Source organism: Paenibacillus sp. B1-35, from assembly GCF_050474385.1.
In the GTDB taxonomy this organism is placed as follows: domain Bacteria; phylum Bacillota; class Bacilli; order Paenibacillales; family Paenibacillaceae; genus Paenibacillus_B; species Paenibacillus_B alvei.
On record NZ_JBCHVJ010000002.1, the window covers coordinates 714,127 to 740,426 of the forward strand.

Here is a 26,300-nt window from a genome sequence, read left to right on the forward strand (position 1 = left end):
TATTGAAAACAATACAGTTTATGTGGGAATGATCATACAATTGAATGTTAGTGATATAATACTGAAAGATAAGGAAGGAAGGAAACTGTCTATGAAGAAGACTCTTTTTGACATTGCTAATGAGGTAAAGGATGAGAAGTCTTTTTTGAATTTTATTAATGAACTTAGAAATGACAGGATCAACAGGAAAGAAGAATGGGAGAATGAATCAATCGAAGCATTTTTAGAATCTGCATATGATTGGGGAAAAGAATCAATACAGGGACTTCGGTTCTATGATAAACCTGATAATCCATGGAAGAGATGTGCGCAAATCATTTATATGGGGAAGATCTACGAATAGTCGATAAATTCGCAGCAGGAAAATCCAATTTATTCCATAAGAGGTGGTATTCGATATGAAAGGTACAGTTATGCCATTAATGAAGAAACATAAATTCAATATTTTTATTTTACTTATGTCATTGTTAGTAACTATGTATATGATTTTCTTTCTGTTTCCTTATGCTGATCAGAATAAATTTTTTTCTGTAAATGGAATGCCAGGAAGCGGGAAAGTTATGGAATACAATCTCCTTAGTTATCCAGTCATAATTGGTTATTTTATAGTAGTGAGTATTTTTTTGCGGAAGACTACTTTTTTGAGGTTCCTTAATTACCCATTGTTTGTAGCAAATATTTATCTTGGACTTTGTTTTTTGGCTCTTAGTAAAAAGGGTTTTGGCATGATAGGGATCGTATATATGACAATTCTTTTTCCGATAGTCGCTCTTCCAGTAAGCTTACTTCTTGGTATCAAAAAGGATAAACGTTATTTAAACAAACATAATTAAGCAAAAAAATGACCACCTTGGTTGTTCAAGTACATATGCATAGAAGAATTTTCAAACAACTTATTTCGACCCGACCTAAGATAAATGTTATCTAAAGTCGGGTCTTGTCCTAGATGAGGGGCGTTTAGATATTAAGTCTGTGATGAAGGAAAAGAATGATGTAATTCAAGCGGGGCGATTCACGAAGTTAATGAAAGGGTATTGGAAGAAAGATTGAAAACCTTTTAGAAAAGTAATGAAACGTATTAGTTTCTTGGAGGGGGAGTAATGAAGGTAAACAAGAAGATATTGAATATATCATTTTGGGTTGCATTACTTACTGTACTATTTATTCCTGGAAATATCCCTGCTGAAGGTGTACAAAGAACTGAATACGGGTTTCCTTTACGATTTTTCATACACTATTATAGTGAGTCGAATGCTAATAAGTGGTTTCTCCAAGGTGTAAGGATTGAATTATTTATATATTTAGTAGATGTTGCAATCATTTACGGTATGCTCCTTGGGGTTAAATCTATTTACAATCAAGTAAAGAAAAATTGATTTTATTGCTCCATAGATGGTTTGGTTTAGAAAGCCAATTAGAGTAAGGGATACCTTGGAATTATAGGGGGAATTCTTGTATTGTGATTCCCATTCGTATCAGAATACAATTTTCTGTAAATAAATATGTATATATGGCCTATCCATGGCGAGAAAAACGATAGGGAGAAGGAACATGACACAGATAAATAATATAAATCCTAAGGTTGATGCCTTTTTAGGGAAGGCAAAAAAGTGGAAAGAAGAGATGACCAAACTAAGAATGATCTGTTTGGACTGCCAGCTTAGCGAAGAGTTAAAGTGGGGGAAGCCTTGTTATATGTCACAGGGAAGTAACATTGTGATCATACAAGGATTCAAAGAATTCTGTGCGCTTATGTTTTTCAAAGGGGCTCTGTTGAAGGATCCCAACGGTATTCTATCCAATATTGGGGAGAACACGCAGGCGGGCCGCCAGATTCGTTTCTCCAATGTTCGAGAAATTGCTGAGATGGAAACGATCATAAAATCCTATATTTATGAAGCTGTTGAAGTGGAAAAGTCAGGTTTGAAAGTAGAAATGAAAAAAGAAATCAACATTCCTGAAGAATTTCAAATCAAGCTAGATGAAAATCCTGCTTTGAAAGCCGCTTTTGATGCATTAACGCCGGGACGGCAACGAGCATACGCTATGTTCTTTTCCGCACCCAAACAATCTAAAACTCGGGAGTCAAGGATTGAAAAATGCATGCCGGACATTCTCGCTGGAAAGGGATTAAACGACCGGTAAATCCGATAAAAGATGTGATCGCAGGCCAGTGATTTTGTGTTAAAAAAGGACAACGGCAGGTGGTCATTTCGAATGATCTTTTTTGAACAGATGGTACCGTCTCGCGGAGAGGCTTACTATAAGCCCGAGATGTTTAAAATGAGGCATGAAGCTTTAATGGATGAACAAGCTCAAGGGGATTCCCATTTTTATTTAGTAAAAGATAATGATGATTCAATCCAAGGAAGAATAAATGTAGTAGGTATTGATAAAAAAGATTAACGGGCATTGTCTTTATGATTAAACCTATAGGAACGAAAGATGGGGGCTGGCATGGCAGCTCCTTTTTGACGTGGTAAAGTATGATATCACAGAAATTCCTGCTGGATTTCTTGCAACGCGGATAACGAGCCTGCCAAAAAGCTTTATAAAAGCTTTGGCTTCCGTAACAACGGTGAAGTGATGGAGAGGAAAAAATCACTGTAATGCTGTAGCTTTAAGCTCCGATAAATCATGCTGCAAGTAAGGTCTTTGTCCCCTTGAAGATCAGATGTATAATTGTGGAAAGGCGACTCAACAACACACGACCCAGCTAAGATTGAGCTATCTCATATCTAAGGTTGGGTCATGTCGTGAATACGAGATGCGATCTACGGCTAATTGAAGCCATTATAGGGGAAAGGGAGTGTTTCAACAGTGTTTCCCATTAAGATCAATGGAGAACGTATAGGTCTATCCAGAATTGCAGCTGAGGACTTGGATTTTATTTGTGAACTAGAATGCAATAAAGACATCTGGTTCTTTGAAGAATCTGTTGAGTCTGACAAAGAGATAGTTCGTGAAAAATATCTTGAAAACATGGACTCTCCGACTCATTATGACTTTATAATCACAAGGACAATAGAAGGAGAAGCAAGACCAATCGGTCTAGCTCAAATATGGAGTTATGTAGAACACAGAAAGAGCTGGGAGCTAGGATTTGCAATTATTCCTGAATATCAAGGTCATGGTTATGGCAACGAAGCCGTAAACCTCTTGCTTGAATTTTCATTTCATCATTTACAAGCCCATAAAGTCGTAGGCATGTGTAATGGTCATAATCAAAAATCAATGAAATTGATGGAGAGATTAGGAATGAGAAGAGAAGGGATATTTAAAGATGAAATATGCTGGAATAATCAATGGGTTGACCAATATTTTTATTCGATATTAGATATCGAGTACAGATAAAGGTAGCTTTAAATATGAGCTAACCATGTTTTACAGACTGCGGGACTATTCCCTCTAGTTTAACCGATGTATAATCATGGAAAGATGACTTAGACATTGAACCGACGTTATCTATTGATGTGACTGCGTAACTGCGGAAGGCAATAGGCAAAATGTAATCCATTGAGAGGAGTGATGTGCAATGAAACATAATTTCTTATTCACATGCAGTGTGTCGGTGAGGTTTGTGAGATTTGAATAAGTAGGGAACCTATGGGTTTCTCTACTACAATGGGAGGAATCCAAAAATGATCAGTTTACGAAATGTAGACAAGGAAAATTGGGAAGCATGCACGCAATTGAAAGTCAGACCAGAACAGGAAGGATATATTGCCTCGAATTTGTATTCGATTGCTGAATCACAATTTTTACCCGGTTTTGTGACAAAGTCAATTTATTGGGAAGATCAACTAATCGGATTTGCGATGTATGGACTGGATTGTGATGATCACAACTACTGGATTTACAGATTTATGATAGATGAACAGTTTCAAGGTCAGGGCTACGGCAAAATGGGGTTGGAATTGATTGTTGCCGATATTGCGAACAGAGACGACCGAACAGATGTAATATGTATTGGTTATCATCCAGATAATGAGGCTGCCCGGAAGTTATATGCATCAGTTGGATTTAGTGAGGTAGGAATTGCTGAATGGGGCGAAATGCTCGCAACGTATAGCTTGGTGTAATCAAATAGATCATTACTAAGTAAACGTAGTCTCCACACACCGGGGAATCGCCAATCTATTTCAGATGTGCAATGATGTATGTTAAGAATGCATAGATAACCAAATGACCCAGTCTAAATAGTACTACCTAGGCTGGGTCATTTCTAATTTCAAGAACTTTTAGACGTGTTGATTGCGATTGCATATGGAGGCAAAGAGACGAACATGATGCTAACCATCCTATTGTCCCTATTATTTACGTTTTCTTTCAAGCTCGTACAGTTTCTTTTACATATATTTAAGCTAATAGTGTCCTTCCTATTTTTTTGCTCCTTTGCTTCTTAGGAATTGTTATTACCGTTTGGTAGCTACTCCTCTTATTACTTATCGCATTATTCTACAATTTACATGATCTATACAATATAGTAAAATATAGTTAGTCAATTTAGTAAGAGGAGGAACAAAATTGGAATCAACTCTTATTCAAAAGACGATAGGAGAACTAATACTTGACACTAGACGTGCCTCAAATATGTCAATTACGCAACTGTCTGAACTGTCTGGTGTCAACAGAGGCGCTATATCAAGGCTTGAGAATAACGATGTAAAGCGCCCTGAATTTGCAGCTATATATGCCTTATCAGTAGCGTTACAGATTCCTTTTGATACAATCGTTCATTATTATGTAGATACCGAGAAGAGATCTGACGTATTGCTACATATCTTATCAGTATCGATACAGCATAATAGTGACATCGATCTGATAAGAAAAGTAGCAACAAAATACCTCGAAGCTCCTAACGAAGACAGCTTCGACTTAACCGAAAAGCTGTATCAACACATCGACTCCATTGAAGATACCTCTGTTAAACTATCCATATATAACCTCATCGTTGAATACTCACGCTCGCATGGAATTATGCCTTATATCGCCAAAGGTTTGTATCAACAGTACTTGATTGAACGTTACGACTTAAACAGGCTGAAGGATACCTATTACAACGGGAAATATATTATTAATTATGCTGATTTCTTATCCCAACAAGAGCAGATTGAGTTATACTACAAATTGGCAATTCAGGCGTATAATCTGAAATTTTATCATGAGAGCATCGAACACTGTAAGAAGCTGCTGACGTTAAATAGTGCTGAAAGCCCTCATAGAGTAAACGCACTTTGGATTCTTAGAGATGCAAATTTTGCTCTTGGCAAATATGAAGAATCAGAACTTTACTCGTTACAGTATAAGCAATTTAATTATCCAAACTCACAAGAGCATACTGTGTTTATGGAAGCTCTGTACAATTCTGTAAAAGGGAACACTGATAAAGCTATTAATGAGCTTCGAGCATTCCTTGAGACATGTAGCGACACTTTTATCCTTGGTGCAACAAGACATCTTTTACAATTATACTTAAAAGAAAAGAATTTTGCAGAAGCGAGAGCATTAATAGAAAACAGCAGAGTAAATTCATCTATCTTAGATGAAGGGAACCCATTAACTTATTATGGGTATGGGGAATATCAACGGATTCTTGGGGAGTATTTTTCATCAATAGGCGAAATCGACAACAGTATTAACCATTTGGTAAAAGGTTTAATGTGCTTTTCGAAGATTAAAGATATAATTAAAGAGAAGGAATGTTTGAACACAATTATACATATACATATAAAAAATAACATTCCTATGACGGGGCAAATACTTGAGGATCTCGGTAATTACTTGATGAAGGAGGATTGAGTATGAAAAATTTAGTTCGAAAAAAAAGTTTTCAATCTTTTCTCTACACTGCCCTTATAGTAACAGTGGTCGCACTGTCTGGTGACACTGGGTCTATTATTCCTTATTGATAGAATAGACCCTCAAAAGCATCTATCCGTGGTAAATGGTGTTAGGAGCATCCTTTGATGCTCCTTTTCATTTTTCGACAAAGTGATGAAGTGTAATATTTTCACATATCTTACTAGAACGTGCATTATACTCAGAAAGAAGAGATAGTGTACGTGAGGTGAGTGATAATAGACTCTTTAGAGAATAAAATTAACGATCTTAGGAAGAAGCTTACGGAGATTGTTCAGATTAAAGGCGGCTTTGCAGATGAAGATGTGGTTCAAATTAGTCAAGAACTAGATAGATTAATACTAGAAATGCAAAAAAAGAAGAAACGATAAAGAAATTAAGCGCTTGTAACTAGCAATATCCGAACGAAGCCAGATGTCAAAAAAGTAGAATATGGAGCACAGTTTGATACGTTGATAAGTGAAGGTGAATTAATCTTCTTTGAAATGTCAGATGGTTATGGATTTTTTTGAATTAAAAAAGGTTTTGGGTTCAGCAAGCCAAAGGGTCAGGTTTATATGCTAAGATTTGAAGAAAAAACTCCTCAGCGATATGAGAACAAAGATATAAAAAAATTAAAAAGTACGTTCGATAACTTTTTCAAAAGTGAAGTAGAAATGTTCTACATAAAAGGATTAAGATAAAACATCGGCTAAATCTTCTGAGAGGTTTTGAAGCTTCTATAAGCTATGAATCGTCCATTATCTAGTATTTTTGTGTAATGTACGGTGAACTACATAAGTTTAAGTTGTATTAAAAGCCTTATATATTAAGGCTTTTTTATTATGCAACAACTTTAAGTTCAATCGACAATATATGTACATAATTACATATAGACTTTTCACCAAAGCTGTGTTTTGCACTAATGTCTTTGACTTTAACTATCTTTGATTTAATGCCTCTCACCATGGTGTTAATCGACATAAAGTCCCTTTTAATAAAAAAACCCTTATTCTGAATAAGGGAAATAAATTTGGATTTTCCATCTTTATGCCCGTCAACTATTTGTCAAGATGATGAATTGAACTACGCCAAAAACAACTAAGATGATGACAAGAATTAAAATAACTGCAATAGTTCTAAGAATAAATTTCAAAACTTTTTTATTTTCCTGTTCGTCCACGAATACCACCTCCTACATTTAAGATATTAAATAACGGACAACATTATGAGTTGTCCGTTATTTATTTTACAATAATGACCAGTAATTAACAACAACTAGCTAATTGTTACCCCAAAACATGTCGTGTTCGATTTCTTTTGTTATTATATCGCCAACTCCTCCAACTTCAATTCTCAAGGTCAGGTCACCTTTGATTTGAGCACTTCCACCAGTTTTCTTGCTGTTGATTTGAACTGTTGATTTGCTACTGCTATGTTTGTATGTGTTCATTGGATGAAATCCATACAATCCACTGTCCGTGGTTGGAGTGCCGATGACTTTATCATCTTTATTGTACTTAGCAATGACAAACGCTTTCATCCACCAAACCCCGTAGTCGTAGAATTTCGACTCATGTGTCTTTGTATATTCCCCATTGTCTAGAGTCTCGATTGTTGTAGTATTTTGTACTTGCATGGAAGTGTTATGTGTGGAAAACTCGCTAAAATAATTCAGCAAGGCGGCATATTCATCAACCGAATTGATTTTAATAGATTTTGTGCCTACGTCCGAAAGCAATTGCGGTTCCCCACATTTTGAAAATCCTGTTGCTCGCTCTACTTCTGAATACGTGCTAAACTTTCCTGCATATTTCGCAAAATACTCTGTCGGGACAAGATCACGTACCGAGACTGGTGACTGTGTTACGACTCGTTGATCTGGTGATTCAACTGGCTTTGGGCTTGCGGATACAGCCGACATGAACAGACTGCAACTCAGAAGTAAAGTCAAAGATGCGATAGATACTTTTTTCATCTTCTAATTCCTCCTATAATTTGATACATTTAGAAGTTATCTAAATGTTGATCTTAATTTAACATTCAGTCAAGCACCTGTCTGTCGAAAAATGATGCTATAAAAAATTTTTTTGGGAATCTTGTAATCAAGATGTCGAATGTTGGAAATATACTTTAGGAGGTTCTGTATGCTTATCAAGAGAATTTTTCTGAGCATCTATTTGATTACGGACAGATTTGTAATTTAATTGCATAGAGAAAAGAAGCGGAACATCCGTCTGGTCGACGATATTCCGCTTCTTTTGTGACTTATATGACATACTGGGGTAATATGGGTTATAAGGAAAAGATAATAGACAAAATTAAGAATGTAGCGAAGTTGATGGCATTATTTCTGTTTTTAAGATCAAGCAATCTAAAAAAGAATATGAGTGTGATTAAAAGGAAAAACCAAGAAAATTGTATACTATTACTTCCAGTAACAGAGACGACTGCAAATACAATTGCACCTAGAGTGACGATTAATTCCAATGAAAGATAAAGTTTGTTTCGGTTCTTATATGGATTAATAAACACTACATACCCCTCCTTCATAAAATGTACTCTTTAGCCATTATGCCTTTGGAGTACATTTCTAATTTTGCCATATGCCCAAATGCCTGTCTGTCGAAAATTGATGCTATAAAAAATATTTTAGGAGGTTCTGTATGCTTATCAAGAGAATTTTTCTGAGCATTTATTTGATTACGATTACAATTTTAGGAGTGTTCAAAGTTCCAGTTGTTGCGTTTTATGGATTAGAAAAGAAGTTTCATTCAGAGGGATACGCTCCTTTGTGGGAAATACAAAGTGAGCATAAAGTCGATGGTTTCTTTGTATTTTATCAGTTGAACTATTTGAGGTTGCTGTTTGAATTGGGTATCGCTACACTTATTATTTATGTGCTGTATTTGATTTTCAAGCCTGATACAGAATAATAAAAGGATGCCCTATTTGGGTCATCCTAATTTTTTTATAACAGCAAATATGCTTTTGTCGCTGCACGGGAATGCATAGCTATCCAGTCATTGTACTTCATGCCATTTGATTTAGCAGCCATCCTAGCATAATCCTTAGCTGTTTTCGTGACTTCACGGTAACCAATTAGCTCTAATCCTTCTGGAACCTTGCCAGTGATAAATGGCTTTTCCTTAAACTCGAAGAACTGTTCTTCTTGCTTAATTGCAATGTCTAAGATAGCACCTCGTAACTCAAGCCATACATGTAATTCGTACTGGGTTTTACCTAAAAACTGACCAAGCAAATTGTCAGCTCTACTTGTCTGTACAGACCTTGGCAGTATCTTATCTCAGATTCACTGCAAACTTTATCGTATATCAGAAGTGAATGCAGGAGGGCTGACAAGTAGAATATCGTTGCTAAAAATGAGGAGGGGGGATATGCTGCTTATTGTGGGCTATGGTATTGTCCAGTCACTGATTACGCGTATGTCGAGCCTTTATGTGTAATTCCAGCATACTGGGGCAGGGGACTTGGCAGAGCAGTTTTGGTGGAAGCGTTAAAGCGCAGCCATGCACTTGGAGCAAAAGCGTATGTCATCTCGGATCTTCCGATTTACAAAACCATCGGCTTTGAGCAGCACTCCAATTATTCTTTCTATTGGCGTCATCATTGAAATCAAACGAATAGTGAAGTAGAGAAGCAACTTGACACTCATCATCGGATTTAGTGGATTATAAAGTATGGAGTGAAAACTTGGACAAGAAAGAAGGATAACGATGCTAGTAATCAGGCCAATTACACAGGATGAGCTTCCTGCATTAAGCCAGCTTTATACCGAGTTAATGGGAAGCCAGACGAACATGGCGAAGCTGGAGCAAGTGTACCGGAAGATTCAGCATGATGATCAATACATCATACTTGGTGCATTCCATGAAGGGCAATTAGCAGGCACGCTTATGGGGATTATTTGTCACGATCTTGTAGGAGAATGCAAGCCATTCATGGTAATTGAGAATGTCATTGTCTCCCCAACGGTTCGCAGACAAGGGGTCGGCAAGAAGCTGATGCAGGATATTGAAAATATCGCCAGACAGCGAGACTGTGCTTACATTATCTTTGTATCTGGCGAGCAGCGGAAAGAAGCGCATGTGTTTTATGAAAAGCTGGGCTTCAAGGAGGAGAAGGTAGAAGGATATCGAAAGTATTTAGCTTAAAAGAGAGCCCCGTCTTGTTCTCTTACTATTATGTATGTATTAAGAATGGAATAGATCGAAGGTGACCCAATCTAAGATGAGCTCGATCACAGGTTGGGTCTTTTCTTTGGAAGAAAGGAAGAATTTGAATTGCACATATCACCCAAACATACACTTGTTGCAGCAGCAGTGGTCAGGAACAACAGAGAAGAAATCTTGCTCATACATGGCTCTAAACGGGGATGGGAAATTCCCTCTGGTCGAGTAGAGGAAGGAGAAGCTATTAGCGCCGCTGCCGTTCGCGAAGTCAAAGAGGAATCGGGCATAGATATAGAAATTTTGAAATACTGTGGACTATTTCAAAACGTGAGGGATGCGGTTTGCACGGTATTGTTTATCGCAAAACCCATTGGTGGAATGTGTCAGACGTCTGATGAAAGTGACGAAGTTGGATTTTATTCCTTAGTAGAAGCCCGAAATAAAATCACTTGGCCAGGATTTAGAGAACAGCTTGATTACTGCATCAATCAACAGGAAGCATTTATCGTTGAATCCATGCAGGATAGTGAGAAATGAAAAGGCAACTACAATCTCAACGAATGAGAGGATGGATCGTCATGACAGTAGCATACCATTTTCACCCGATGACGGAGGAGCAGGCTTCTATCATTGGTTCATGGCAGTATGAAGAACCCTATTCTCTGTACAGTATGGAGGGGGGTGACAGCAGCATCAAAGAAATGCTGGAAGAGGAATATTATTATGCAATCGATAACGAGAATGAACTTGTCGGATACATCTCTTTTGGCGACTCTGCCCGCGTGCCTGGAGGCTATGCGGTTGGCATCTATGAAGACGAGCAGGTCATTGACATTGGCCTTGGTCTGAGGCCTGACTATACAGGGAAGGGCAAAGGAAGGGAGTTTGTAACCGATGCTGTGAATTTCCTTCGTAAGCAGGGGCGGGGAGAGTGTGTTCAACTGGTTGTAGCAGCCTTCAACGAACGAGCTATGAAGGTGTATGAGCGTGCAGGATTTGTCAGAGGCATTTCGTTCACCAGCAAGATTGGAGAGCAGGACTATGAGTTTCTAGCGATGCGGAATTGTCCTCAAGCCAAATAGGAAATCGATTTAGGCAATACCGGCTATTTTTCGAAAGGAAGGTTCATCATTGAAACCATACATGCAGAGTGATCGGATAGGTCTCATTTCACAATTTTCGTGGAATAAAGAAGCTAGTTATGTAATGGATTCGATTGTAGAAGGCAAGAAGCAGGCAGATGTATGTGGAAAGGAAGATGATACTCTCATTGTGATATGGGATAGAGGACATTGTCTGTATGTGAATACAAAAGAATCAAATACGGATCCTGATTTAGGATTGCTAGACCAAGGGGAATCGCAGCAGCTACGACAGCTCAAATCGTAGAGCACTGTGCATCAGCTCGAATCATTCCGCATTGGGATTGTTGGAGCTCCAATATTGCTTCGAAGAAGGTTGCAGAAAAAACAGGATTTGAAAAGATGCTTACGTACAAGATTCTGTTGATTCACTTGGTATGATCTGTTGGTATGTCTCTTATTCCTTCGTTTAATAGCCATATCCTCTGCGAAAATGGTATAGTAGAGGGGCTAATCTATTCGACGAAAAGGAATGCTGCCAGATGAACTATAAAATGATCGTACTAGATTTGGATGATACATTGCTGCGCGATGATCGTACAATTTCTCCTCGCACGAAGCAAGCGCTGCTCGATGCACAGGCGGCTGGAGTGAAGGTAGTGCTGGCATCAGGACGACCAACCTATGCAATGATTGCAATAGCAGAGGAATTAGAGCTGGCTCGATTCGGAAGCTTTATTTTATCATTTAATGGCGCCAAGATTACGAATTTTACGACGAAAGAAGAGCTGTTCAGCAGCACACTGCCCGTTGAGACTGTTCGTGATATCTATGCGCTTAGTCAGCAGGAGGGAATGTCTGTCTTAACCTATGTAGGCGATGATATCGTGACAGAAGCCCGCAATGAATATGTGGAGAAGGAAGCGGAGATTACCGGCATGCCAGTCGTGGAGGTGGACAGCTTCACTGATGCGGTGCAGCAGCCTGTTGTAAAGGTATTGATGGTTGGTAATGCGGATAAGCTGGCCGTTATCGAAAAGAAGCTGCAGAAGCAGTTGGAGGGCCAATTAAGTGTAATGCGTTCCAAGCCATTCTTCCTAGAGTTTACTGAGCATGGAGTGGACAAAGGAACGAGCCTGCATGAGCTTATTCAGAAATTAGGCATACGGCAGGAGGAAGTCATTGCGATCGGCGACAGCTATAACGATGTGGCGATGATTAAGTTCGCTGGTCTCGGCGTTGCCATGGGAAATGCCCCTGCAGACATTCAAGCGCTGGCTGACTATGTAACGGATACCAATATGAACGATGGCGTTGCCAAAGTGGTTGAGAAATATGTGCTTGGCGAGCTTGTTGCAAGGTAAGAATATGATCATTAAAGGAGAACCTGCTGAGGTTCTCTTTTTTCTTGTTACGTGTGCGAGCAATGAGAACAGATTTTGGTTCTGGCCGCAATTATGTTACGATTCAGAAGATAGAATTAAATGAAGATGATTATCCAGTGCCTCACAGGAAATGAGTCTAAGCTGGATGGCACGTTATCACATAGAGAGAGCAGGGTTGGCAGGAATGAAAGAGAGACAACTACGATACCGCTTTAGCGAAGCACCGATATGGGATTTACAGCGGGCCTATTATGAACAGCTAGGCCTGAAGGCATGGAATAATGATCAGGTACCGCAATATATTACTAGCAATCCGATGATTGCTGCTGCATATGCGGACATTATTTTCGGATTTCTTCAGGATCGAGCAGGGCAAGAGGACAGTTCGGAGCCTGTTATGATTCTGGAGTTGGGAGCGGGAGCAGGGAGGCTGGCATTCCACATTCTACATAAGCTGTGTGAGCTGCGAGATTATGCAGGCATATCGCTGCCCCCTTTCCGCTATATCATGACTGATCTGGCTGCGAAAAATGTGGAAGGCTGGATGAAGCATCCCGCGCTGCAGCCTTATGTCGCGCAAGGAGTTCTTGACTTTGCAACATTTGATGCTGTCCATGATTCAGAACTGAATCTTGCCATATCTGGCGAGTATATTCGAGCAGGTGAGATGAAGCAGCCGCTTCTCATTGTCGCAAATTATTTCTTTGACGGTATTCCGCAAGAGCTACTTTATGTAGGGGAAGGCAGCATTTATGAGTGTGATGTTCTGGTCGAGTCAACGCTGGATGATAACAGCCTGACCCCATCCGAGGCGCTTGAAAACATGACGCTGACGTATGAGCATCGCCGTGCTTCCGAATATGAAGAAGAAGCCTATCCATATCGTGACGTAATTGCATTGTATCAGCAGGAGCTTGAGGACTCTCATATTCTTTTCCCAGAAGTAGGCTTAACATGTCTAGAGCGATTGAATGCACTTTCTCAGAAAGGATATCTGCTGCTCACTGCGGATAAGGGTGATCACAGAATAGAAAACTGGAAGTTTGCAGAACCGCCAGAAATTATTCATCATGGCAGCTTCTCGCTGACAGCCAATTACCATGCGATCCAGTATGTATTAGAACAGCGTGGTGCCCTGTCGTTGTTCCCATCGCATCATTATAAAGATATCAATGTGGGCTGCTTCTTCATGCTGGAGAACCCAATGAAATATGTGAATACCCGATTAGCGTATCGTCAAGGAATTGAACGCTTTGGGCCGGATGATTTCTTCAGTCTGAAGGTGTGGGTGGATCGGCATCTGGATACGATGGACTTGCAGCATATTTTAGCCTTCTGGAGACTAGGCGGGTATGACGCGGAATTTTTCATACAGAGCGCGAAGCAAATTTCCAATCTGCTGCCAGAAGCGAGCGACGAAGAGAAGCTGGATATTCAGCAGGGTATCCATGCCATGTGGTCCGCTTTTTATGTGATGGAGCAGCGTTATGATTTGGCCTTGGATGCCGGGATCGTACTCTTTGAAATGGGCATGTACGAAGATGCGAAGCTATTTCTGGAAACGTCAGTGCAAAATGATGAAGAGGAGCCTGTGGCAACGGTATTGTTCTGTCTAGCAATTTGCTGTTATGAACTCGGTCAGGAGGCGCAAGCGCTGACGTATACGCGCGAGGCATTGGTGTTGGAACCAGATCATGAGGAGGCACTGGAGCTGCTGAACTGTTTCGAGTGATGATGGTAGGGTATGCGGCCATGGAAGCTAAGGCAACCAATTTCGGTTTCTTGTTAGTTATTTAGAAGGAATTGGAGCTCAAGTGGAATGATGTATGCAAAAAGGGGGCTGGATGATGATTTATGTGGTGAGACACGGTCAAACAAATGTAAATCGTGATGGCAGGATTCAAGGGAGAAATGGCGGACTGCCTTTAAATGAGAATGGTTTTAGGCAAGCGGAAGAACTTCGAGCATCACTTTCATCAATAACGTTTGATTTTGTTTTTTCTTCACCACAGGAGCGAGCTGTGCAGACCGCTGAAATTGCAACAGGGATGCGAGCTACAATCGATTCCAGACTGGATGTATATGACCTGGGCGAAGCAGATGGGATGCTCAAAAGTGAAGTCAAACTGCAAGGGGGAATCCCTGATCCCCATGTATATAAAGGAGTCGAAAATCCCCGCAGGTATGCTGCAAGAGTATTTGAATTCATGAATGAGCTGCTGGAAGACGAGAGTCTGCAGGAAAAAAATATATTAATTGCGGGTCACCGCTGCACGACCGGATGTATTGGCGCGTATTACAATGGACTGCCTGATGACTGGAACATATTAAGGTTTTCCTCCGGAAATGGGGAATACAAGGTTTATCCGTTCCTGCCAAATAAGAAGGTACATATATAATCTTGGGCCAAGCAATGCACCACTAAGATGAACAACATCATACGAACGTAATCGAAACCCAAGCGCTGCGCAGTCTGCAAGATTGCAAATGCTTGGGTTTTGTCGTGCAAGCAACATGAAATTGCCTTCCTGATTCCAACTTTAAGCATTGGGGCGACGTATACGGTAAATATGCATTTAATTTTTCGAATGCACGCGACCATTCCCTAAAGGAAACGACTTGTCCGATCAATTGTATTTGTTGGAACAGGTGGAAATTGCACACCTAAGCAAGTATAAGTTTCGATATTTCAAGTCTGTCAGCAAATGTGCGCAGAAGGATTTTTTGGAACGATGATCGAATGAAAGAGGATTGGAATGGCTCGCAATGCTTTAAACATAGGAAAGAAAGGGCGAAAAATGAATGGATTGTTGGAACAGCTAAAAGGGGCTGGTGTACACCTCACACTCTATTACAAAGGCTGTCCATCGTACAACAAAAATGAGCATAGTTAGTGAAAGAGTATGAATCTTCTTCGTCAGTGGAGCACTACGAGAAAATTGAGCTTGAAACAAAGAAAGGATGAGAACAAAGATGGCAACATATGAAGTAAAACAAGCTACGATAGAGGATTTGCCTGAACTCGTAGACATTTTTAATCAGTATCGCGTATTTTATAGACAGGAATCGAATGTAGATCAAGCCCAGCGCTTTTTGTTTGAACGTTTTGAACATCGGGAATCCATTATTTTTATTGTAAAAGAGAGCAGTTCGAATGTCATCGGCGGATTTACGCAGTTGTATCCGAGCTTCTCATCCATTTCGCTGGAGAGATTGTTCATACTAAATGACTTATTCGTTCGAGAAGAATACCGCAAGCAGGGATTCGGACAGCTGCTGCTGGATGCTGCGAAGACGTATGCACAGCAAATGAATGCTAAAGGACTTGAGCTGTCGACAGAAATCGATAATTTTCAGGCGCAGCGGCTGTATGAAGGCAACGGATATGAGAAGGATGAAGTGAAGTATCACTATTTCCTACGAGTTAGAAGGTAGTCTTGAAATGAACAGCCATTGAGAGTCATGCCTACGAATCAGGGATGGAGGTTAGCGTGCATGAAACAGAAATGGTTTCATGTGTGCTGGCCTATTTCTCATGGAGCAAAATAATGCACAATGAAGTCAAAAAAAGACACACACTCCTTTTGGGCGGATCGCTTATAGTTGAGCTATCGATTTGTGATAACGCTTACAATCGAGTCGACAATTCATCTAGGAGGATATACATAATGAGACAATGGTCACGTCGCGTTATTCGTGTCACGTTAGCGGTGTTCTTGCTTGGCTCTCTAATTCCTGTCATGGGACAGCCTCATGCCAGAGCAGAAGCAGGTACTCTGCTTAACGGCAGCTTTGAAGCGGGACAGCCCGCAGGCGGATATTGGAGCGCATTACAGCCCAGCTACTGGAGTGAGTGGGTTCCATCCGGCAAGCCGATCCTTTCCTTAGATCCAAACATCTATTATGAAGGGGGGCGGTCGCTTACAATCAGCAGCGCTGAATATGCGCGGGCAGACGTTCTGCAGATCGTTGACGTAACGCCAGGCGATACGTACACCCTTTCGGGCTGGCTGCGCACCAAGGACTTACAGTCGAGTGCTTCTTACGGTGGGGCCTTTATTCGCACGCAATATTTGAACAGCTCGAATGCTACCATCAGTTCTGGTCCATCCTCATCGCCGCTGCTCGGAACGCATGATTGGACGGAGCATCGTTTGGAGCTGTCCGTTCCGCAGCAGGCAACTCGATTAAAGGTAGAGCTGTTCTATGAGAGTGCAGTCGGTGAGGCATGGTACGATTCGATTCGTCTAAGCAATAGCGGCAGCGAGCCAACCGATCCTCCAGCAGATGCAGCACAATTCAAAGCGGTTCGCGACAAGCGCATTCAGCAATTGACCGGCAATGCCAGCTATCATTCGGCGGATTCTGATATGAACGCGGCGATTGCTTCGTTAGTGGAGAGTGTAAGCAATAGTAACGGCACTGGGTACTGGAATACGATGAACAAGCAGGCAGATCGCAGCTCGCTATGGAGCGATCTGTCCAGCGGCGCCGAATCGTCGCATGTAACGGGCGCATTTCAACGTTTGCGGCAAATGGCGCTGGCATACGCGACGCAAGGCTCATTGCTGTATCACGATCCGCAACTGCGCGCCGATCTTATAAGCGGACTCGATTGGATGTATGCCAATCGCTACAATGAGCGTGTTGCTCCTTATAAAAACTGGTGGGATTGGGAGATCGGCTCTCCGCAATATTTGAACGATATCACGGTGTTACTGTTCGAGGATCTGTCTGCCGCTCAAATCAATAGCTACAATCGCGCGATTGATGCATTCGTCCCTGATCCGACGAGAAGAACGATGCAGCCCAGCTTGCTCGAAACGGGCGCTAACTTAGTAGACAAGGCCTTCGTTGTGACCCTGAGAGGAGCAACAGGTACTTCGGACGCAAAGCTGATGCAAGGGCGAGACGCGATTAGTCCGGTATTCCCATATGTAACTCGGAGGGATGGCTTCTATGCGGACGGCTCATTCGTGCAGCATGATGTCATTGCATATACGGGCAGCTACGGAACGGTATTGCTGGATCGACTGTCCGAGATGCTCTATTTGTTGAATGGTTCGCCGTGGAAGGTTATCGATCCGCAGGCTGGAAACATATACCGCTGGATTGAGGATTCCTTCGAGCCCCTAATATACAAGGGCGCCATGATGGATATGGTGCGCGGTCGCGCAATATCCCGCGAACAATCGACCGATCACACTGCCGGCCGCGGCACGATCAAGAGCATCCTGCGGCTATCCGAATCTGCTCCTGCTGCCGAGTCTGCTCGCATAAAGTCTGCCGTCAAGGCATGGCTTCAGCAGGATGTCTCCTTCGACAATTACTATATCGGCCTTGGCACATACGATATCGCCTTAATGAAAAACCTGCTGCAAGACTCTTCCATCTTACCGCAAGAAGATTTGGTCAAGCATAAGGTTTTTGCCAGCATGGACAGGGTCATTCATTTGCGGCCAGGCTTTGGATTCGGCATCAGTATGTCCTCCAAGCGAATAGCGAGCTATGAGTATGGCAATGGAGAGAACAAGAAACCATGGCATACAGGAAACGGCATGACCTACTTATATAATGACGACCTTACCCAATACAGCGACGGTTACTGGGCAACTGCGGACATGCTGCGATTGCCGGGCACGACCACGGACGGCTCGTACAGTTCCTTGCGCGACTGGAAATATTACCTTAGTCCGAAATCATGGGTAGGCGGAGCCTCCCTCGACGATCAGTATGGGGCAGCCGGCATGGAGTTTGCTGTGGAGAACAGCTCTTTAACGGGGAAAAAGTCATGGTTCTCCTTCGACAATGAAATCGTGGCGCTCGGCACAGGCATTGCGGGCGGGGATGGGCGTCAAGTCGAAACGATTGTCGATAACCGCAAAGTAAGCGAAGGCAGTGGGTCGCTAACTGTAAATGGCAACATTCCACCTGTGCAACCGGGATGGTCGGAGAAGTTTTCAGATGTGTCATGGGCGCATCTCGACGGGAACGGCAAGGGGGATATCGGATATTATTTCCCGAAAGCAGCTATGCTTCAGGGCAAGCGCGAGGCTCGTACGGGATCATGGAAGGACGTCAATAACGGCGGTTCCGCATCACCGATTACGAGAGAGTACGTCAGTCTTGCCTTCGATCATGGCGTGAACCCGGATAAAGGCTCCTATTCGTATGTATTGCTGCCGAATTATGATGCGCAAGCGACTCTTCGTTATAGCCAAGCACCGGACATTACTGTGCTGAGCAATGGCACTAGCGTGCAGTCTGTCCGGGAACATAAGCTGGGTATAACCGCGATCAATTTTTGGACGCCCGCGGTCGTGGACGGAATCGCTTCCAGGCAACCGGCCTCCGCACTTGTCAAGGAGACAGATTCGGAACTGGTTATTGCCGTATCCGACCCAACCCAGAACCAATCGCAAGTTGTGATGGAATTGAAGCGCAAGGGATGGAGGCTGGCATCGGCAGATTCGACGATTACGGTGCAGCAGACAGAGCCTTCGATTAAACTGACAGTAAATACTGCGGGAGCCAAGGGGCGTACACATACTGTTCGTTTTATGAAGTAGAGCATCGGTTCGGCACGGCAACCGCAAGATTCAATAGAGCAAGTCGTAAGCAATAAACGCATACCCAAAAGTCCCTACATGCATCAAGCGTCCTGATGTGCGTAGGGACTTTTTACAATATTGCTCATTGCGTGATAACTATAAGGAATATTCTATTCCAATTTAAAGGTCGGTGTCATTTTAGAACTAGGAGTATGTACTTTGTTTTGGATGATATGACTCGTGTATACTCAAGGTAGATGACTAATGAAGCTCGTGCAGAATTGCGAGCGCCAATCTATGAAAATGGGGGCACTGAGATATGTCGGACAAGTATAGTGTAACGAGCGGTACAAACGAGGAAGCTGAATATGTACGCAATAAACTAATCGAATTCAATAAAAAACATGTCCCAAATGTAAAATTTGAAGAGGTTCATCTTTGTGTCAAAAATGAAACAGGCGAAATTATCGCCGGACTTAACGGTGTCGTATGCTGGAATTGGATGGAGATCGATATTTTATGGGTGGATGAGGGTCATCGCGGAGAAGGCCATGGTGCGCAATTGCTGCAGGAAGCGGACCGCATCGCCAGAGAAAAGAACTGCACCTTCATAACCTTGAATACATTCAGCTTTCAGGCGCCGGATTTTTACAAAAAGTATGGCTATGAAGCAATTGCGATGATTGAGGACGCACCGATAGGTTATCGGCATTACTTCTATAAGAAGGATTTGGTAGCAAATGATTAGGTGTTAACGACACCACTGAATCTTTTGAATTATTTTAGGAGAGAAACATGACATATATATATCGAAGTTTAACGATAGAAGAATGTGATTGAATTAATGAAATTAATCCCTCGCAGTATATTAAAAGGGCATGGCGGAAAATAGACGGTACACGACAATTAGTGGAAATTAACTACCAAGAGAACGACTTGCCAGACGGTTATGAGCTTTATTATCGAAGTTGCGCAATACGCTAATGGAAGATGGCTATGCTGTTAGGTGTATTTGAGGATACAGGCAGCCTCGTTGGATTTGGCACGATTGACCGAGAGATTTTTGGGAGCGCATACAAATATGTACTGCTTGATTCTTTGTTTATTTCGTTAGAACATCGCAACAAGGGGATAGGCAAAAGATTATTTCTCGCATGCGCAGAAAAAGCGCGTGAGTGGGGAGCCGAAAAAATATATATTTGCGCGGGCTCTGCGGAAGATACGATTGCATTCTATTAAGAGTTGGTTTTTATATCTTAAGCAACAGGTCAACTAGAGCCCTTGATTCATACGATAGTTAGACTAATGTATGTAAGGAGGAAAAAAGGATGGACATGGATAAGCTGTTTCTGATAACGGATGTGGATGGATTTACTCCGGAATTAAGCAGGCTTATTTCGATGATGAATTATGCACGATTTACTACATTGAAGACGGTTGAGGGGTTGAGTCGGGAGCAATTAGATTATAGGTTTGATCAGAACAGCAATACTATTGGAGCATTACTGTATCATATGGCAGCAGTTGAATATGCTTATCAGGCAGAAACTTTTGAAAATCGGGAATTAAATGAGCAAGAATGGGAAAAGTGGGGCGCGGCATTAGAGTTGGGCGAAAAAGGAAAGCAAGCGATTAGAGGGAATGATTTGGACTTTTACTTATCAACATTAGACGAGGTTAGACAACATACCTTAACTGGGTTTAGTAGCAGAAATGATGCGTGGCTTTATGAGGAAACGTCTTTTTGGCATGACAAGCCTGCGAATAATTATTTCAAATGGTTCCATGTATTCGAAGATGAGATCAATCATCGAGGGCAAATGAGATTTATAAAGAAAAGACTTCCGCAGCATGTATAACAGAGAACTATGCGATCAAGGCGAATCAGGCGGTTTGATTACGCTCGTCGCTTGTCTTGAAAATAGAGAAACATGCCCTTGGATAGATGAGGGCATGTTTTTTGTGTGCGTATCAGGTGAATCAACCGCAGCAGTTAAGGGAAAAAGGCAGTAAAGTGGCTAATCACTTCCGCAGGATTCTCTTCCATGATAAAGTGGCCGGATTGTACTTCCGCTCCGACAGCTAATGGAGCCCATGTTTTCCAGATGGAGAGGGGGTTTTTTAAGTTCAATAATCCCTTGCTTCCCCATAGAAACAACATAGGACATCGAATTTGCAGCTGATTTTGCCGCGCTGTGTACTCGTTTTTAAGGTCGACGGTAATGCCGGCACGGTAATCCTCACAGCCTGCTTGTATTACGGAGTATTTCGTATACGCATGTTCATAGATTTGCATCACATACGGGGTAAAGGCATGCGAATTAGCTGCCCAACTAAAAAGAGTGTGGCGTACAAAATATTGCGGCGCTTGTGAGATCAACGTCTCCGGAAAGGGCTGCGGCTGTGACAAAAAGAAATAATGGTAGTGTGAATAGGCGGATTGGAAATTGATTAGGTTCATCGTATCCAGTTCAGGCACGACCTCCAGTACGGATAGCCGGGTAACCTGTTCTGGGTAGTATAGCGCTAAGGAATAAGCGACGCGCCCGCCTTTGTCATGACCAGCTACATAATAGTGGCGGTAGCCGAGCTGCTCCATTACTTCGTACATATCTAGAGCCATCGCCTTTTTGGAATAATGAATATGCTCAGGATCAGGGAGCGGGCCTTCGCTGCGGCCATAGCCGCGCAGATCAGGAATAATAAGGGTGTACTTTTTCATTAATTCCGCAGCAACCTTGTGCCATGTCACATGGGTCTGAGGAAAGCCATGCAGCAGTAGCAACGGATAGCCGCATCCCCCAATAAGCAAATAAATGTTAGCCCCAGATGTCGCAATTGTTACTTCACGGAATCCATGGAAAAGAGACATGTGATCACCTCTCAGCTTGCAGCATTTTCCGATTTATGAGTATGAACATTGCGGGAGTTTCATTCACTTTATTGGGAATCTTTTGTATTTTTTTTTCTTGATTCTTATAACAGAAAAAAGTATGATGGATGGAAACTGAGGAAAACAAAATATTATATTTGTTTTCCTTGCATCATTTCTCATAGGGAGAGAGTAGAATGGGAAGAACATTGAAGGCTTTTATGTTGTTCACGGATATTGGATTTCTCGTGTATTGGACAATTACGTTCATGGGCTGGATTCCGAAAGAGTACTTGTATCAGGATTACAGCAACGAACTGTTAGTTGCATGGAATATGTCCTTTATTCCTTTGGATTTGTTCATATCCATAACGGGTCTGTTAAGCATTTATTATTATCATAAGAAGAAGCCAGTGTGGTCAGCGTTATGCTTCACCTCCTTGCTGCTTACCTTTTGTTCAGGCTTGCAGGCTATCGCTTTTTGGTCAGTTCGGCTTGACTTCGATATGATGTGGTGGACACCGAACTTGTTCCTTCTCCTATATCCGCTTTTTTTTATATCAAAAGTCATGAAAGGAGAACGTTATTCTTATGCAGGATAGAATTGCAAAGGCTGCCATAGAAGAGATCAAAATTCGGGGATTAAAATTTACAATCCGCGATGTTGCAGGCCTCCTCGGAATCAGCACGAAGACGCTGTATCAGTATTTTGAATCGAAGGAACAGATCATTTCGTTTTTGATTGAACAGTCCATCCATGAAATGAAGGATGCCGAGTCGCGGTTGATAGGTGACGATTCCTTATCACTGATACAAAAGATAGAGCAGGCGTTAATGATGCTTCCAAGTGCGATTGCCTTTATTGATATCCGTACTTTGGACGAGTTGAAGAAATTGTACCCGGGACAATGGAAGCTCGTAGATTCATATGTACAGGAAGGATGGGATAATATCCGACTGCTGATGGATAAGGGCATTCAAGAGCAAGTGATCCGCCCATTTGATCGGGAGCTGTTTATTGATATTTATATAGGGGCTCTGTATCAATTGATGGAGCGCAGAACGAGGGAAGGAAGCCGTATGTCAATCGAGGAAGCATTGCGCAGAACCGTTGATATGCTCATGTACGGTATTCTGAACAAATAAGAAAGGCTGTCTGATTCTGGTCTGCTGGATCATATCTACATACTCGAAAAAAAGAAGACAAGCAGTTGTACAGGGAGCCTGTGACAACTGCTTTTTTTCGTAAGTATTATTCCAATGGATTTGTTCTAGCCGAGTAGTTATGAACGTTTATACAACTCCAAATCGTGAAAAGAAGCTCCATACGAGCTCCCGACGGCTCGTAACTCCAGTTTTGGTGAAAATGGATTTAAGGTGATCCTGTACCGTATAGGCGGATATATGCAGCAAGAGTGCAATCTCCTTGGTTGACAGCCCTCTAATGAGTGCATCGAGAATTTGCTTCTCCCGTTCGCTCAATTCAAAGGCTTCCGCCATACGCCGCAGCGTATCGGACGGACCCGCCGGCTCGAAGGTTACCGCAAGCAGAGGAGCATTATCCATATCGCCGTGCAGATTGCTTGCTCGAATCGTTATGTATGGATATCCGGGAATATGCACGCAGGACTTGCATGAAGAAGAGACATTCGTCATCGACAGTGCTCGGAAGCAAGCAGTTCTGACGGGTCTAGGCAGCGTCGTTGAGCTGGAGATGCCTTCCCATTCGCGGAGTCGGCGCAGCCATTGGTATGCAGTATCGTTGGCGGATAAAGTATCAAATTTATCGTTTAACACGAGTATCCCGGGCTCAACTTCCGGTTCTGCCTGAACTGCAGCGGGTACAGCGAAGCTGGATTTGCGCAGCCGCTGAGCGATGGACGGCACTAGGGAAGCAATAAAGAGCCGCTCCTCCTCTGTAAATGTCGGCTTTTCAAATCGTCTGAATAAGGTCAAGTATCCCCAACAGGCCCCTTTGTATAGAAGTGCGGCCCGCAATTCATCTTGAAAGCCCGCAGGTAACAATACGTCCCGATAGCGTGCGCTTCTCTCCAGTTTTCCTGCCGAAGCTAGACTTAATGTAGCGGTCGAGTCCTCGGATTGAGCTAGCTGATGATAAGGAATATAGTCCTCTCTCAAATAATCATACGCAAATAAGCTGTCATGGATTTGTTCTATTTCCTCGTCTGTCACAGAGCCTGTGGACAATAGGGTGTCGGGATCGACAGTGGTGCAGCAAGCGGCATCGAAGGGAATGGCCTGCTGGAGTTGCTCCAACAGTGATTTTCGATACGAATGGGAGCAGTCGCTTCGTTTAGATAGCTTCAATATTTCAGTCCGAACGGATACTGTGTTCGAATTCATTTGCGTTCAACCTCCTTTTCTGCCCGCAGCATATTTAAAATCCCAGAATCGAGGAATGGTGGTCGTACAGATAGTTCCTCATCATTGAAAATGATTCTCATTATATACGATCAATAAGGAGGTGGGAATAGGGTTCGGCGACATTTCCGTTAAAGGAGATATCTTCTTTTTTAGATAGATTTTATTTCCTGTTAGAGAAGCCATTGTTATACTTAAGGTAAAACCTATGCGGTCAAATCGGGAATTCGGGTGGTTCGGCGTTTCCGCGGTCAAGGGGCTGTTGTCGCTCTAATGAGGCTCGAGCTGTGAGATTGATTAATCATGAGGTGAATCTATGAATAAATTAATCCATTCCGAAAGACTCATTATAAGAGCGCGGATTCATATGGGAAGACCATATTCATATGGTGCTGTTGAATGAGGAGATGGAGCAGGAATGAAAATTGGTTTAGTTCGCCATTTTAAAGTGCAGTGTGAACCAGAAACGAAGTGGATGACTTCAGCGGAGTTCAACCATTGGGTTGAGCAGTATGATCAAGCAGAGGTTATTCTAGGGGATCCCCCTGCTGACAATATCGCATGGAGTATATGCGTGTCCAGTGATTTACCAAGAGCGGTTACAACAGCAGAGTACATACATCAAGGCGGTATCATGGCAACGAATCGTCTCCGTGAGATTGGAATGAAAGCTGTATTTCACACGAAAATGAAGCTTCCGCACAGTTTTTGGATGATCTTGGCGCGATTAGCCTGGTCGTTCTCTCATCCGTCGCAGGAGGAGAAGAAGCAAGATACCTTGAGAAGAATCAGAGAAGTAACGGATTGGATCGAGGAAAATTGTCAGTCGAATGTGCTGATCGTATGCCATGGGGCACTCATGAAGTATTTGCATAAAGAGCTCATTCGAAGGGGGTACAAGGGCCAAGCTTTCTTGAAGCCGCAAAATGGAAAGCTGTATTTGTATGAAACCGCGGCATCTCAAGCGGCTTTACCTGTGAAATGAAGCACACAAGCTGCTGAACAGCTTATTGCCCATCACAATCATGTGCTCCGCTTATTTGCAGAGGTGAAAGAAAGCACACAAGTCTTTTCCTAAATAGGTACACTTAAAAGGCCGCCTTCGAGTTTTTTCGGATGGTGCGCCTTTTTTATTTTCGATACCATTCAAGCCTTATCGATTCGTTTTTTCAAAAGTTTCCTTCAGGAAACATATTTAGCTATGTACAAAATAATTGGATAAATATATAATCAAAGATGTATCCGGATATGAACCAAGAAGGAGATGATTACATGAGCGTATTTACATTGCCAGAACTTCCGTATGCATACGATGAGCTGGAGCCTCATCTGGATGCGAGAACGATGGAAATTCACCATGGGAAGCACCACGCCACTTATGTGGCCAATTTAAATAAGGCATTGGAAGGTCATACGCAATTTGCAAATGCTTCGATCGAGGAATTGGTCAGCAATTTGAACGACGTCCCGGAAGATATCCGCACTGCCGTTCGCAATCAAGGCGGGGGACATTACGGCCACAGCTTATATTGGTCAATCATGAGTCCAACCGGCGGGGGCAGCCCATATGGTGACATTGCGAAGGGAATCGAAAAGCACTTCGGCAGCTTTGAGCAAATGAAGGATGAGCTGACGAAGGCGGCAATTAGCCGCTTCGGCTCAGGCTGGGGCTGGCTAGTCGTAAACGAAGATAAGCTTGAGGTCATGAGTACACCGAACCAAGATACGCCGTTAATGGAGAATAAAACGCCGATTTTGGTGGTGGATGTATGGGAGCATGCGTATTACCTGCAATATCAGAACCGGAGACCCGATTTCGTATCCTCCTGGTGGAATGTCGTGAATTGGGAAGAAGTGAACCGCCGCTACAATGATGCCATTCGCTGAGATTGATGTGTGCAAACTTTGCAGAAGCAGGACGCTGCTTCTGCAAGGTGTGGGCTGCATCACGGGGCATGACGAAAACGAAGCTCTGAATAATAAGCGATCCGGTA

The 26,300-nt window shown here is 42.4% G+C and carries 33 protein-coding genes; 28 read left to right on the forward strand and 5 right to left on the reverse strand.

Features of this window, described 5'->3' with window-relative positions:
• The first annotated feature begins 91 nt into the window (after positions 1-91).
• From ACQ5BJ_RS10855 to ACQ5BJ_RS10895, 9 genes are all read left to right on the forward strand, one after another.
• A complete protein-coding gene (locus ACQ5BJ_RS10855; RefSeq protein ID WP_005550409.1) occupies positions 92-343 on the forward strand; it encodes a DUF7660 family protein in 252 nt (83 codons plus the stop codon).
• Between the two features lie 55 nt (positions 344-398).
• Positions 399-833 carry a hypothetical protein gene (locus ACQ5BJ_RS10860; protein WP_430109760.1) on the forward strand — a complete coding sequence of 145 codons (435 nt, stop codon included), beginning with the start codon at positions 399-401 and terminating at the stop codon, positions 831-833.
• Positions 834-1,100: 267 nt separating this feature from the next.
• Positions 1,101-1,376: a hypothetical protein gene (locus ACQ5BJ_RS10865; protein ID WP_163980150.1), complete on the forward strand. Its 276-nt coding sequence runs from the start codon at positions 1,101-1,103 to the stop codon at positions 1,374-1,376.
• A gap of 175 nt (positions 1,377-1,551) precedes the next feature.
• Positions 1,552-2,145 carry a YdeI/OmpD-associated family protein gene (locus ACQ5BJ_RS10870; protein ID WP_163980148.1) on the forward strand — a complete coding sequence of 198 codons (594 nt, stop codon included), beginning with the start codon at positions 1,552-1,554 and terminating at the stop codon, positions 2,143-2,145.
• Between the two features lie 72 nt (positions 2,146-2,217).
• The gene (locus tag ACQ5BJ_RS10875) at positions 2,218-2,406 is read left to right on the forward strand and encodes a hypothetical protein (RefSeq protein ID WP_268600915.1); all 189 of its coding nucleotides are present in this window, start codon (positions 2,218-2,220) and stop codon (positions 2,404-2,406) included.
• A 414-nt stretch (positions 2,407-2,820) separates the two neighbouring features.
• Positions 2,821-3,354 (forward strand): GNAT family N-acetyltransferase, encoded by a 534-nt coding sequence (locus tag ACQ5BJ_RS10880; RefSeq protein WP_430109757.1) that lies wholly within the window; start codon positions 2,821-2,823, stop codon positions 3,352-3,354.
• 287 nt (positions 3,355-3,641) lie between these two features.
• Positions 3,642-4,082: a GNAT family N-acetyltransferase gene (locus ACQ5BJ_RS10885; RefSeq protein ID WP_430109755.1), complete on the forward strand. Its 441-nt coding sequence runs from the start codon at positions 3,642-3,644 to the stop codon at positions 4,080-4,082.
• 445 nt (positions 4,083-4,527) lie between these two features.
• Complete coding sequence (locus tag ACQ5BJ_RS10890; RefSeq protein ID WP_430109752.1) at positions 4,528-5,802, forward strand: helix-turn-helix domain-containing protein; 1,275 nt, start codon at positions 4,528-4,530, stop codon at positions 5,800-5,802.
• 272 nt (positions 5,803-6,074) lie between these two features.
• Entirely contained in the window at positions 6,075-6,233 is a 159-nt protein-coding gene (locus ACQ5BJ_RS10895) for an aspartyl-phosphate phosphatase Spo0E family protein (RefSeq protein WP_262866844.1), read from the forward strand.
• A 665-nt stretch (positions 6,234-6,898) separates the two neighbouring features.
• Here ACQ5BJ_RS10895 and ACQ5BJ_RS10900 read toward each other — a convergent pair.
• Positions 6,899-7,024 carry a hypothetical protein gene (locus ACQ5BJ_RS10900; protein ID WP_268622928.1) on the reverse strand — a complete coding sequence of 42 codons (126 nt, stop codon included), beginning with the start codon at positions 7,022-7,024 and terminating at the stop codon, positions 6,899-6,901.
• A 99-nt stretch (positions 7,025-7,123) separates the two neighbouring features.
• The gene (locus ACQ5BJ_RS10905) at positions 7,124-7,819 is read right to left on the reverse strand and encodes a hypothetical protein (RefSeq protein WP_268622929.1); all 696 of its coding nucleotides are present in this window, start codon (positions 7,817-7,819) and stop codon (positions 7,124-7,126) included.
• 688 nt (positions 7,820-8,507) lie between these two features.
• Between ACQ5BJ_RS10905 and ACQ5BJ_RS10910 the strand changes: the two genes are divergently transcribed.
• Positions 8,508-8,777: a hypothetical protein gene (locus ACQ5BJ_RS10910; protein ID WP_268599307.1), complete on the forward strand. Its 270-nt coding sequence runs from the start codon at positions 8,508-8,510 to the stop codon at positions 8,775-8,777.
• Between the two features lie 35 nt (positions 8,778-8,812).
• On the opposite strand, the gene ACQ5BJ_RS10915 is transcribed toward ACQ5BJ_RS10910, so the two are convergent.
• Positions 8,813-9,103 (reverse strand): hypothetical protein, encoded by a 291-nt coding sequence (locus ACQ5BJ_RS10915; RefSeq protein WP_268599306.1) that lies wholly within the window; start codon positions 9,101-9,103, stop codon positions 8,813-8,815.
• 108 nt (positions 9,104-9,211) lie between these two features.
• On the opposite strand from ACQ5BJ_RS10915, the gene ACQ5BJ_RS10920 reads away from it, so the two are divergent.
• The 14 genes from ACQ5BJ_RS10920 to ACQ5BJ_RS10985 all read left to right on the forward strand — a co-directional run bounded on the left by ACQ5BJ_RS10920 (position 9,212) and on the right by ACQ5BJ_RS10985 (position 20,911).
• A complete protein-coding gene (locus ACQ5BJ_RS10920) occupies positions 9,212-9,475 on the forward strand; it encodes a GNAT family N-acetyltransferase (RefSeq protein ID WP_268599321.1) in 264 nt (87 codons plus the stop codon).
• Between the two features lie 103 nt (positions 9,476-9,578).
• Entirely contained in the window at positions 9,579-10,016 is a 438-nt protein-coding gene (locus ACQ5BJ_RS10925; RefSeq protein ID WP_268599305.1) for a GNAT family N-acetyltransferase, read from the forward strand.
• Between the two features lie 93 nt (positions 10,017-10,109).
• Entirely contained in the window at positions 10,110-10,571 is a 462-nt protein-coding gene (locus ACQ5BJ_RS10930) for an NUDIX hydrolase (RefSeq protein WP_268599304.1), read from the forward strand.
• Between the two features lie 41 nt (positions 10,572-10,612).
• Positions 10,613-11,116: a GNAT family N-acetyltransferase gene (locus ACQ5BJ_RS10935; protein ID WP_430109747.1), complete on the forward strand. Its 504-nt coding sequence runs from the start codon at positions 10,613-10,615 to the stop codon at positions 11,114-11,116.
• Positions 11,117-11,165: 49 nt separating this feature from the next.
• Positions 11,166-11,423 (forward strand): hypothetical protein, encoded by a 258-nt coding sequence (locus ACQ5BJ_RS10940; protein ID WP_430109745.1) that lies wholly within the window; start codon positions 11,166-11,168, stop codon positions 11,421-11,423.
• A complete protein-coding gene (locus ACQ5BJ_RS10945; protein WP_353961227.1) occupies positions 11,417-11,557 on the forward strand; it encodes a GNAT family N-acetyltransferase in 141 nt (46 codons plus the stop codon). The genes ACQ5BJ_RS10940 and ACQ5BJ_RS10945 overlap by 7 nt, the downstream gene beginning before the upstream one ends.
• Before the next feature lie 101 nt (positions 11,558-11,658).
• Positions 11,659-12,480 (forward strand): Cof-type HAD-IIB family hydrolase, encoded by an 822-nt coding sequence (locus tag ACQ5BJ_RS10950; RefSeq protein WP_430109742.1) that lies wholly within the window; start codon positions 11,659-11,661, stop codon positions 12,478-12,480.
• Between the two features lie 205 nt (positions 12,481-12,685).
• Positions 12,686-14,233 carry a tetratricopeptide repeat protein gene (locus ACQ5BJ_RS10955; protein WP_163980182.1) on the forward strand — a complete coding sequence of 516 codons (1,548 nt, stop codon included), beginning with the start codon at positions 12,686-12,688 and terminating at the stop codon, positions 14,231-14,233.
• Positions 14,234-14,348: 115 nt separating this feature from the next.
• Positions 14,349-14,900 (forward strand): histidine phosphatase family protein, encoded by a 552-nt coding sequence (locus tag ACQ5BJ_RS10960; protein WP_268599301.1) that lies wholly within the window; start codon positions 14,349-14,351, stop codon positions 14,898-14,900.
• A 574-nt stretch (positions 14,901-15,474) separates the two neighbouring features.
• Positions 15,475-15,936: a GNAT family N-acetyltransferase gene (locus ACQ5BJ_RS10965; RefSeq protein ID WP_268599300.1), complete on the forward strand. Its 462-nt coding sequence runs from the start codon at positions 15,475-15,477 to the stop codon at positions 15,934-15,936.
• Positions 15,937-16,169: 233 nt separating this feature from the next.
• Positions 16,170-19,070 (forward strand): polysaccharide lyase 8 family protein, encoded by a 2,901-nt coding sequence (locus ACQ5BJ_RS10970; RefSeq protein ID WP_430109738.1) that lies wholly within the window; start codon positions 16,170-16,172, stop codon positions 19,068-19,070.
• Positions 19,071-19,371: 301 nt separating this feature from the next.
• Positions 19,372-19,800 carry a GNAT family N-acetyltransferase gene (locus ACQ5BJ_RS10975; RefSeq protein WP_430109735.1) on the forward strand — a complete coding sequence of 143 codons (429 nt, stop codon included), beginning with the start codon at positions 19,372-19,374 and terminating at the stop codon, positions 19,798-19,800.
• A 248-nt stretch (positions 19,801-20,048) separates the two neighbouring features.
• Positions 20,049-20,291, forward strand: coding sequence for a GNAT family N-acetyltransferase (locus ACQ5BJ_RS10980; RefSeq protein ID WP_268599297.1), 243 nt, complete (start codon positions 20,049-20,051; stop codon positions 20,289-20,291).
• Positions 20,292-20,386: 95 nt separating this feature from the next.
• Positions 20,387-20,911, forward strand: coding sequence for a DinB family protein (locus tag ACQ5BJ_RS10985; protein WP_171417792.1), 525 nt, complete (start codon positions 20,387-20,389; stop codon positions 20,909-20,911).
• Positions 20,912-21,045: 134 nt separating this feature from the next.
• Here ACQ5BJ_RS10985 and ACQ5BJ_RS10990 read toward each other — a convergent pair whose 3' ends face one another.
• Complete coding sequence (locus ACQ5BJ_RS10990) at positions 21,046-21,924, reverse strand: alpha/beta fold hydrolase (RefSeq protein WP_289355078.1); 879 nt, start codon at positions 21,922-21,924, stop codon at positions 21,046-21,048.
• Between the two features lie 197 nt (positions 21,925-22,121).
• Between ACQ5BJ_RS10990 and ACQ5BJ_RS10995 the strand changes: the two genes are divergently transcribed.
• The gene (locus ACQ5BJ_RS10995) at positions 22,122-22,526 is read left to right on the forward strand and encodes a DUF5360 family protein (RefSeq protein ID WP_171417753.1); all 405 of its coding nucleotides are present in this window, start codon (positions 22,122-22,124) and stop codon (positions 22,524-22,526) included.
• Complete coding sequence (locus ACQ5BJ_RS11000; RefSeq protein WP_430109732.1) at positions 22,516-23,070, forward strand: TetR/AcrR family transcriptional regulator; 555 nt, start codon at positions 22,516-22,518, stop codon at positions 23,068-23,070. Before ACQ5BJ_RS10995 ends, ACQ5BJ_RS11000 begins: the two co-directional genes overlap by 11 nt.
• A 147-nt stretch (positions 23,071-23,217) precedes the next feature.
• Here ACQ5BJ_RS11000 and ACQ5BJ_RS11005 read toward each other — a convergent pair whose 3' ends face one another.
• Positions 23,218-24,288 carry a helix-turn-helix transcriptional regulator gene (locus ACQ5BJ_RS11005; protein WP_430109729.1) on the reverse strand — a complete coding sequence of 357 codons (1,071 nt, stop codon included), beginning with the start codon at positions 24,286-24,288 and terminating at the stop codon, positions 23,218-23,220.
• A 436-nt stretch (positions 24,289-24,724) separates the two neighbouring features.
• Here ACQ5BJ_RS11005 and ACQ5BJ_RS11010 point away from each other — a divergent pair, with 436 nt between their 5' ends.
• Both ACQ5BJ_RS11010 and ACQ5BJ_RS11015 read left to right on the forward strand, forming a co-directional pair.
• The gene (locus ACQ5BJ_RS11010; protein ID WP_268622936.1) at positions 24,725-25,291 is read left to right on the forward strand and encodes a histidine phosphatase family protein; all 567 of its coding nucleotides are present in this window, start codon (positions 24,725-24,727) and stop codon (positions 25,289-25,291) included.
• Positions 25,292-25,578: 287 nt separating this feature from the next.
• A complete protein-coding gene (locus tag ACQ5BJ_RS11015; RefSeq protein WP_163979715.1) occupies positions 25,579-26,193 on the forward strand; it encodes a superoxide dismutase in 615 nt (204 codons plus the stop codon).
• Positions 26,194-26,300: the final 107 nt, after the last annotated feature.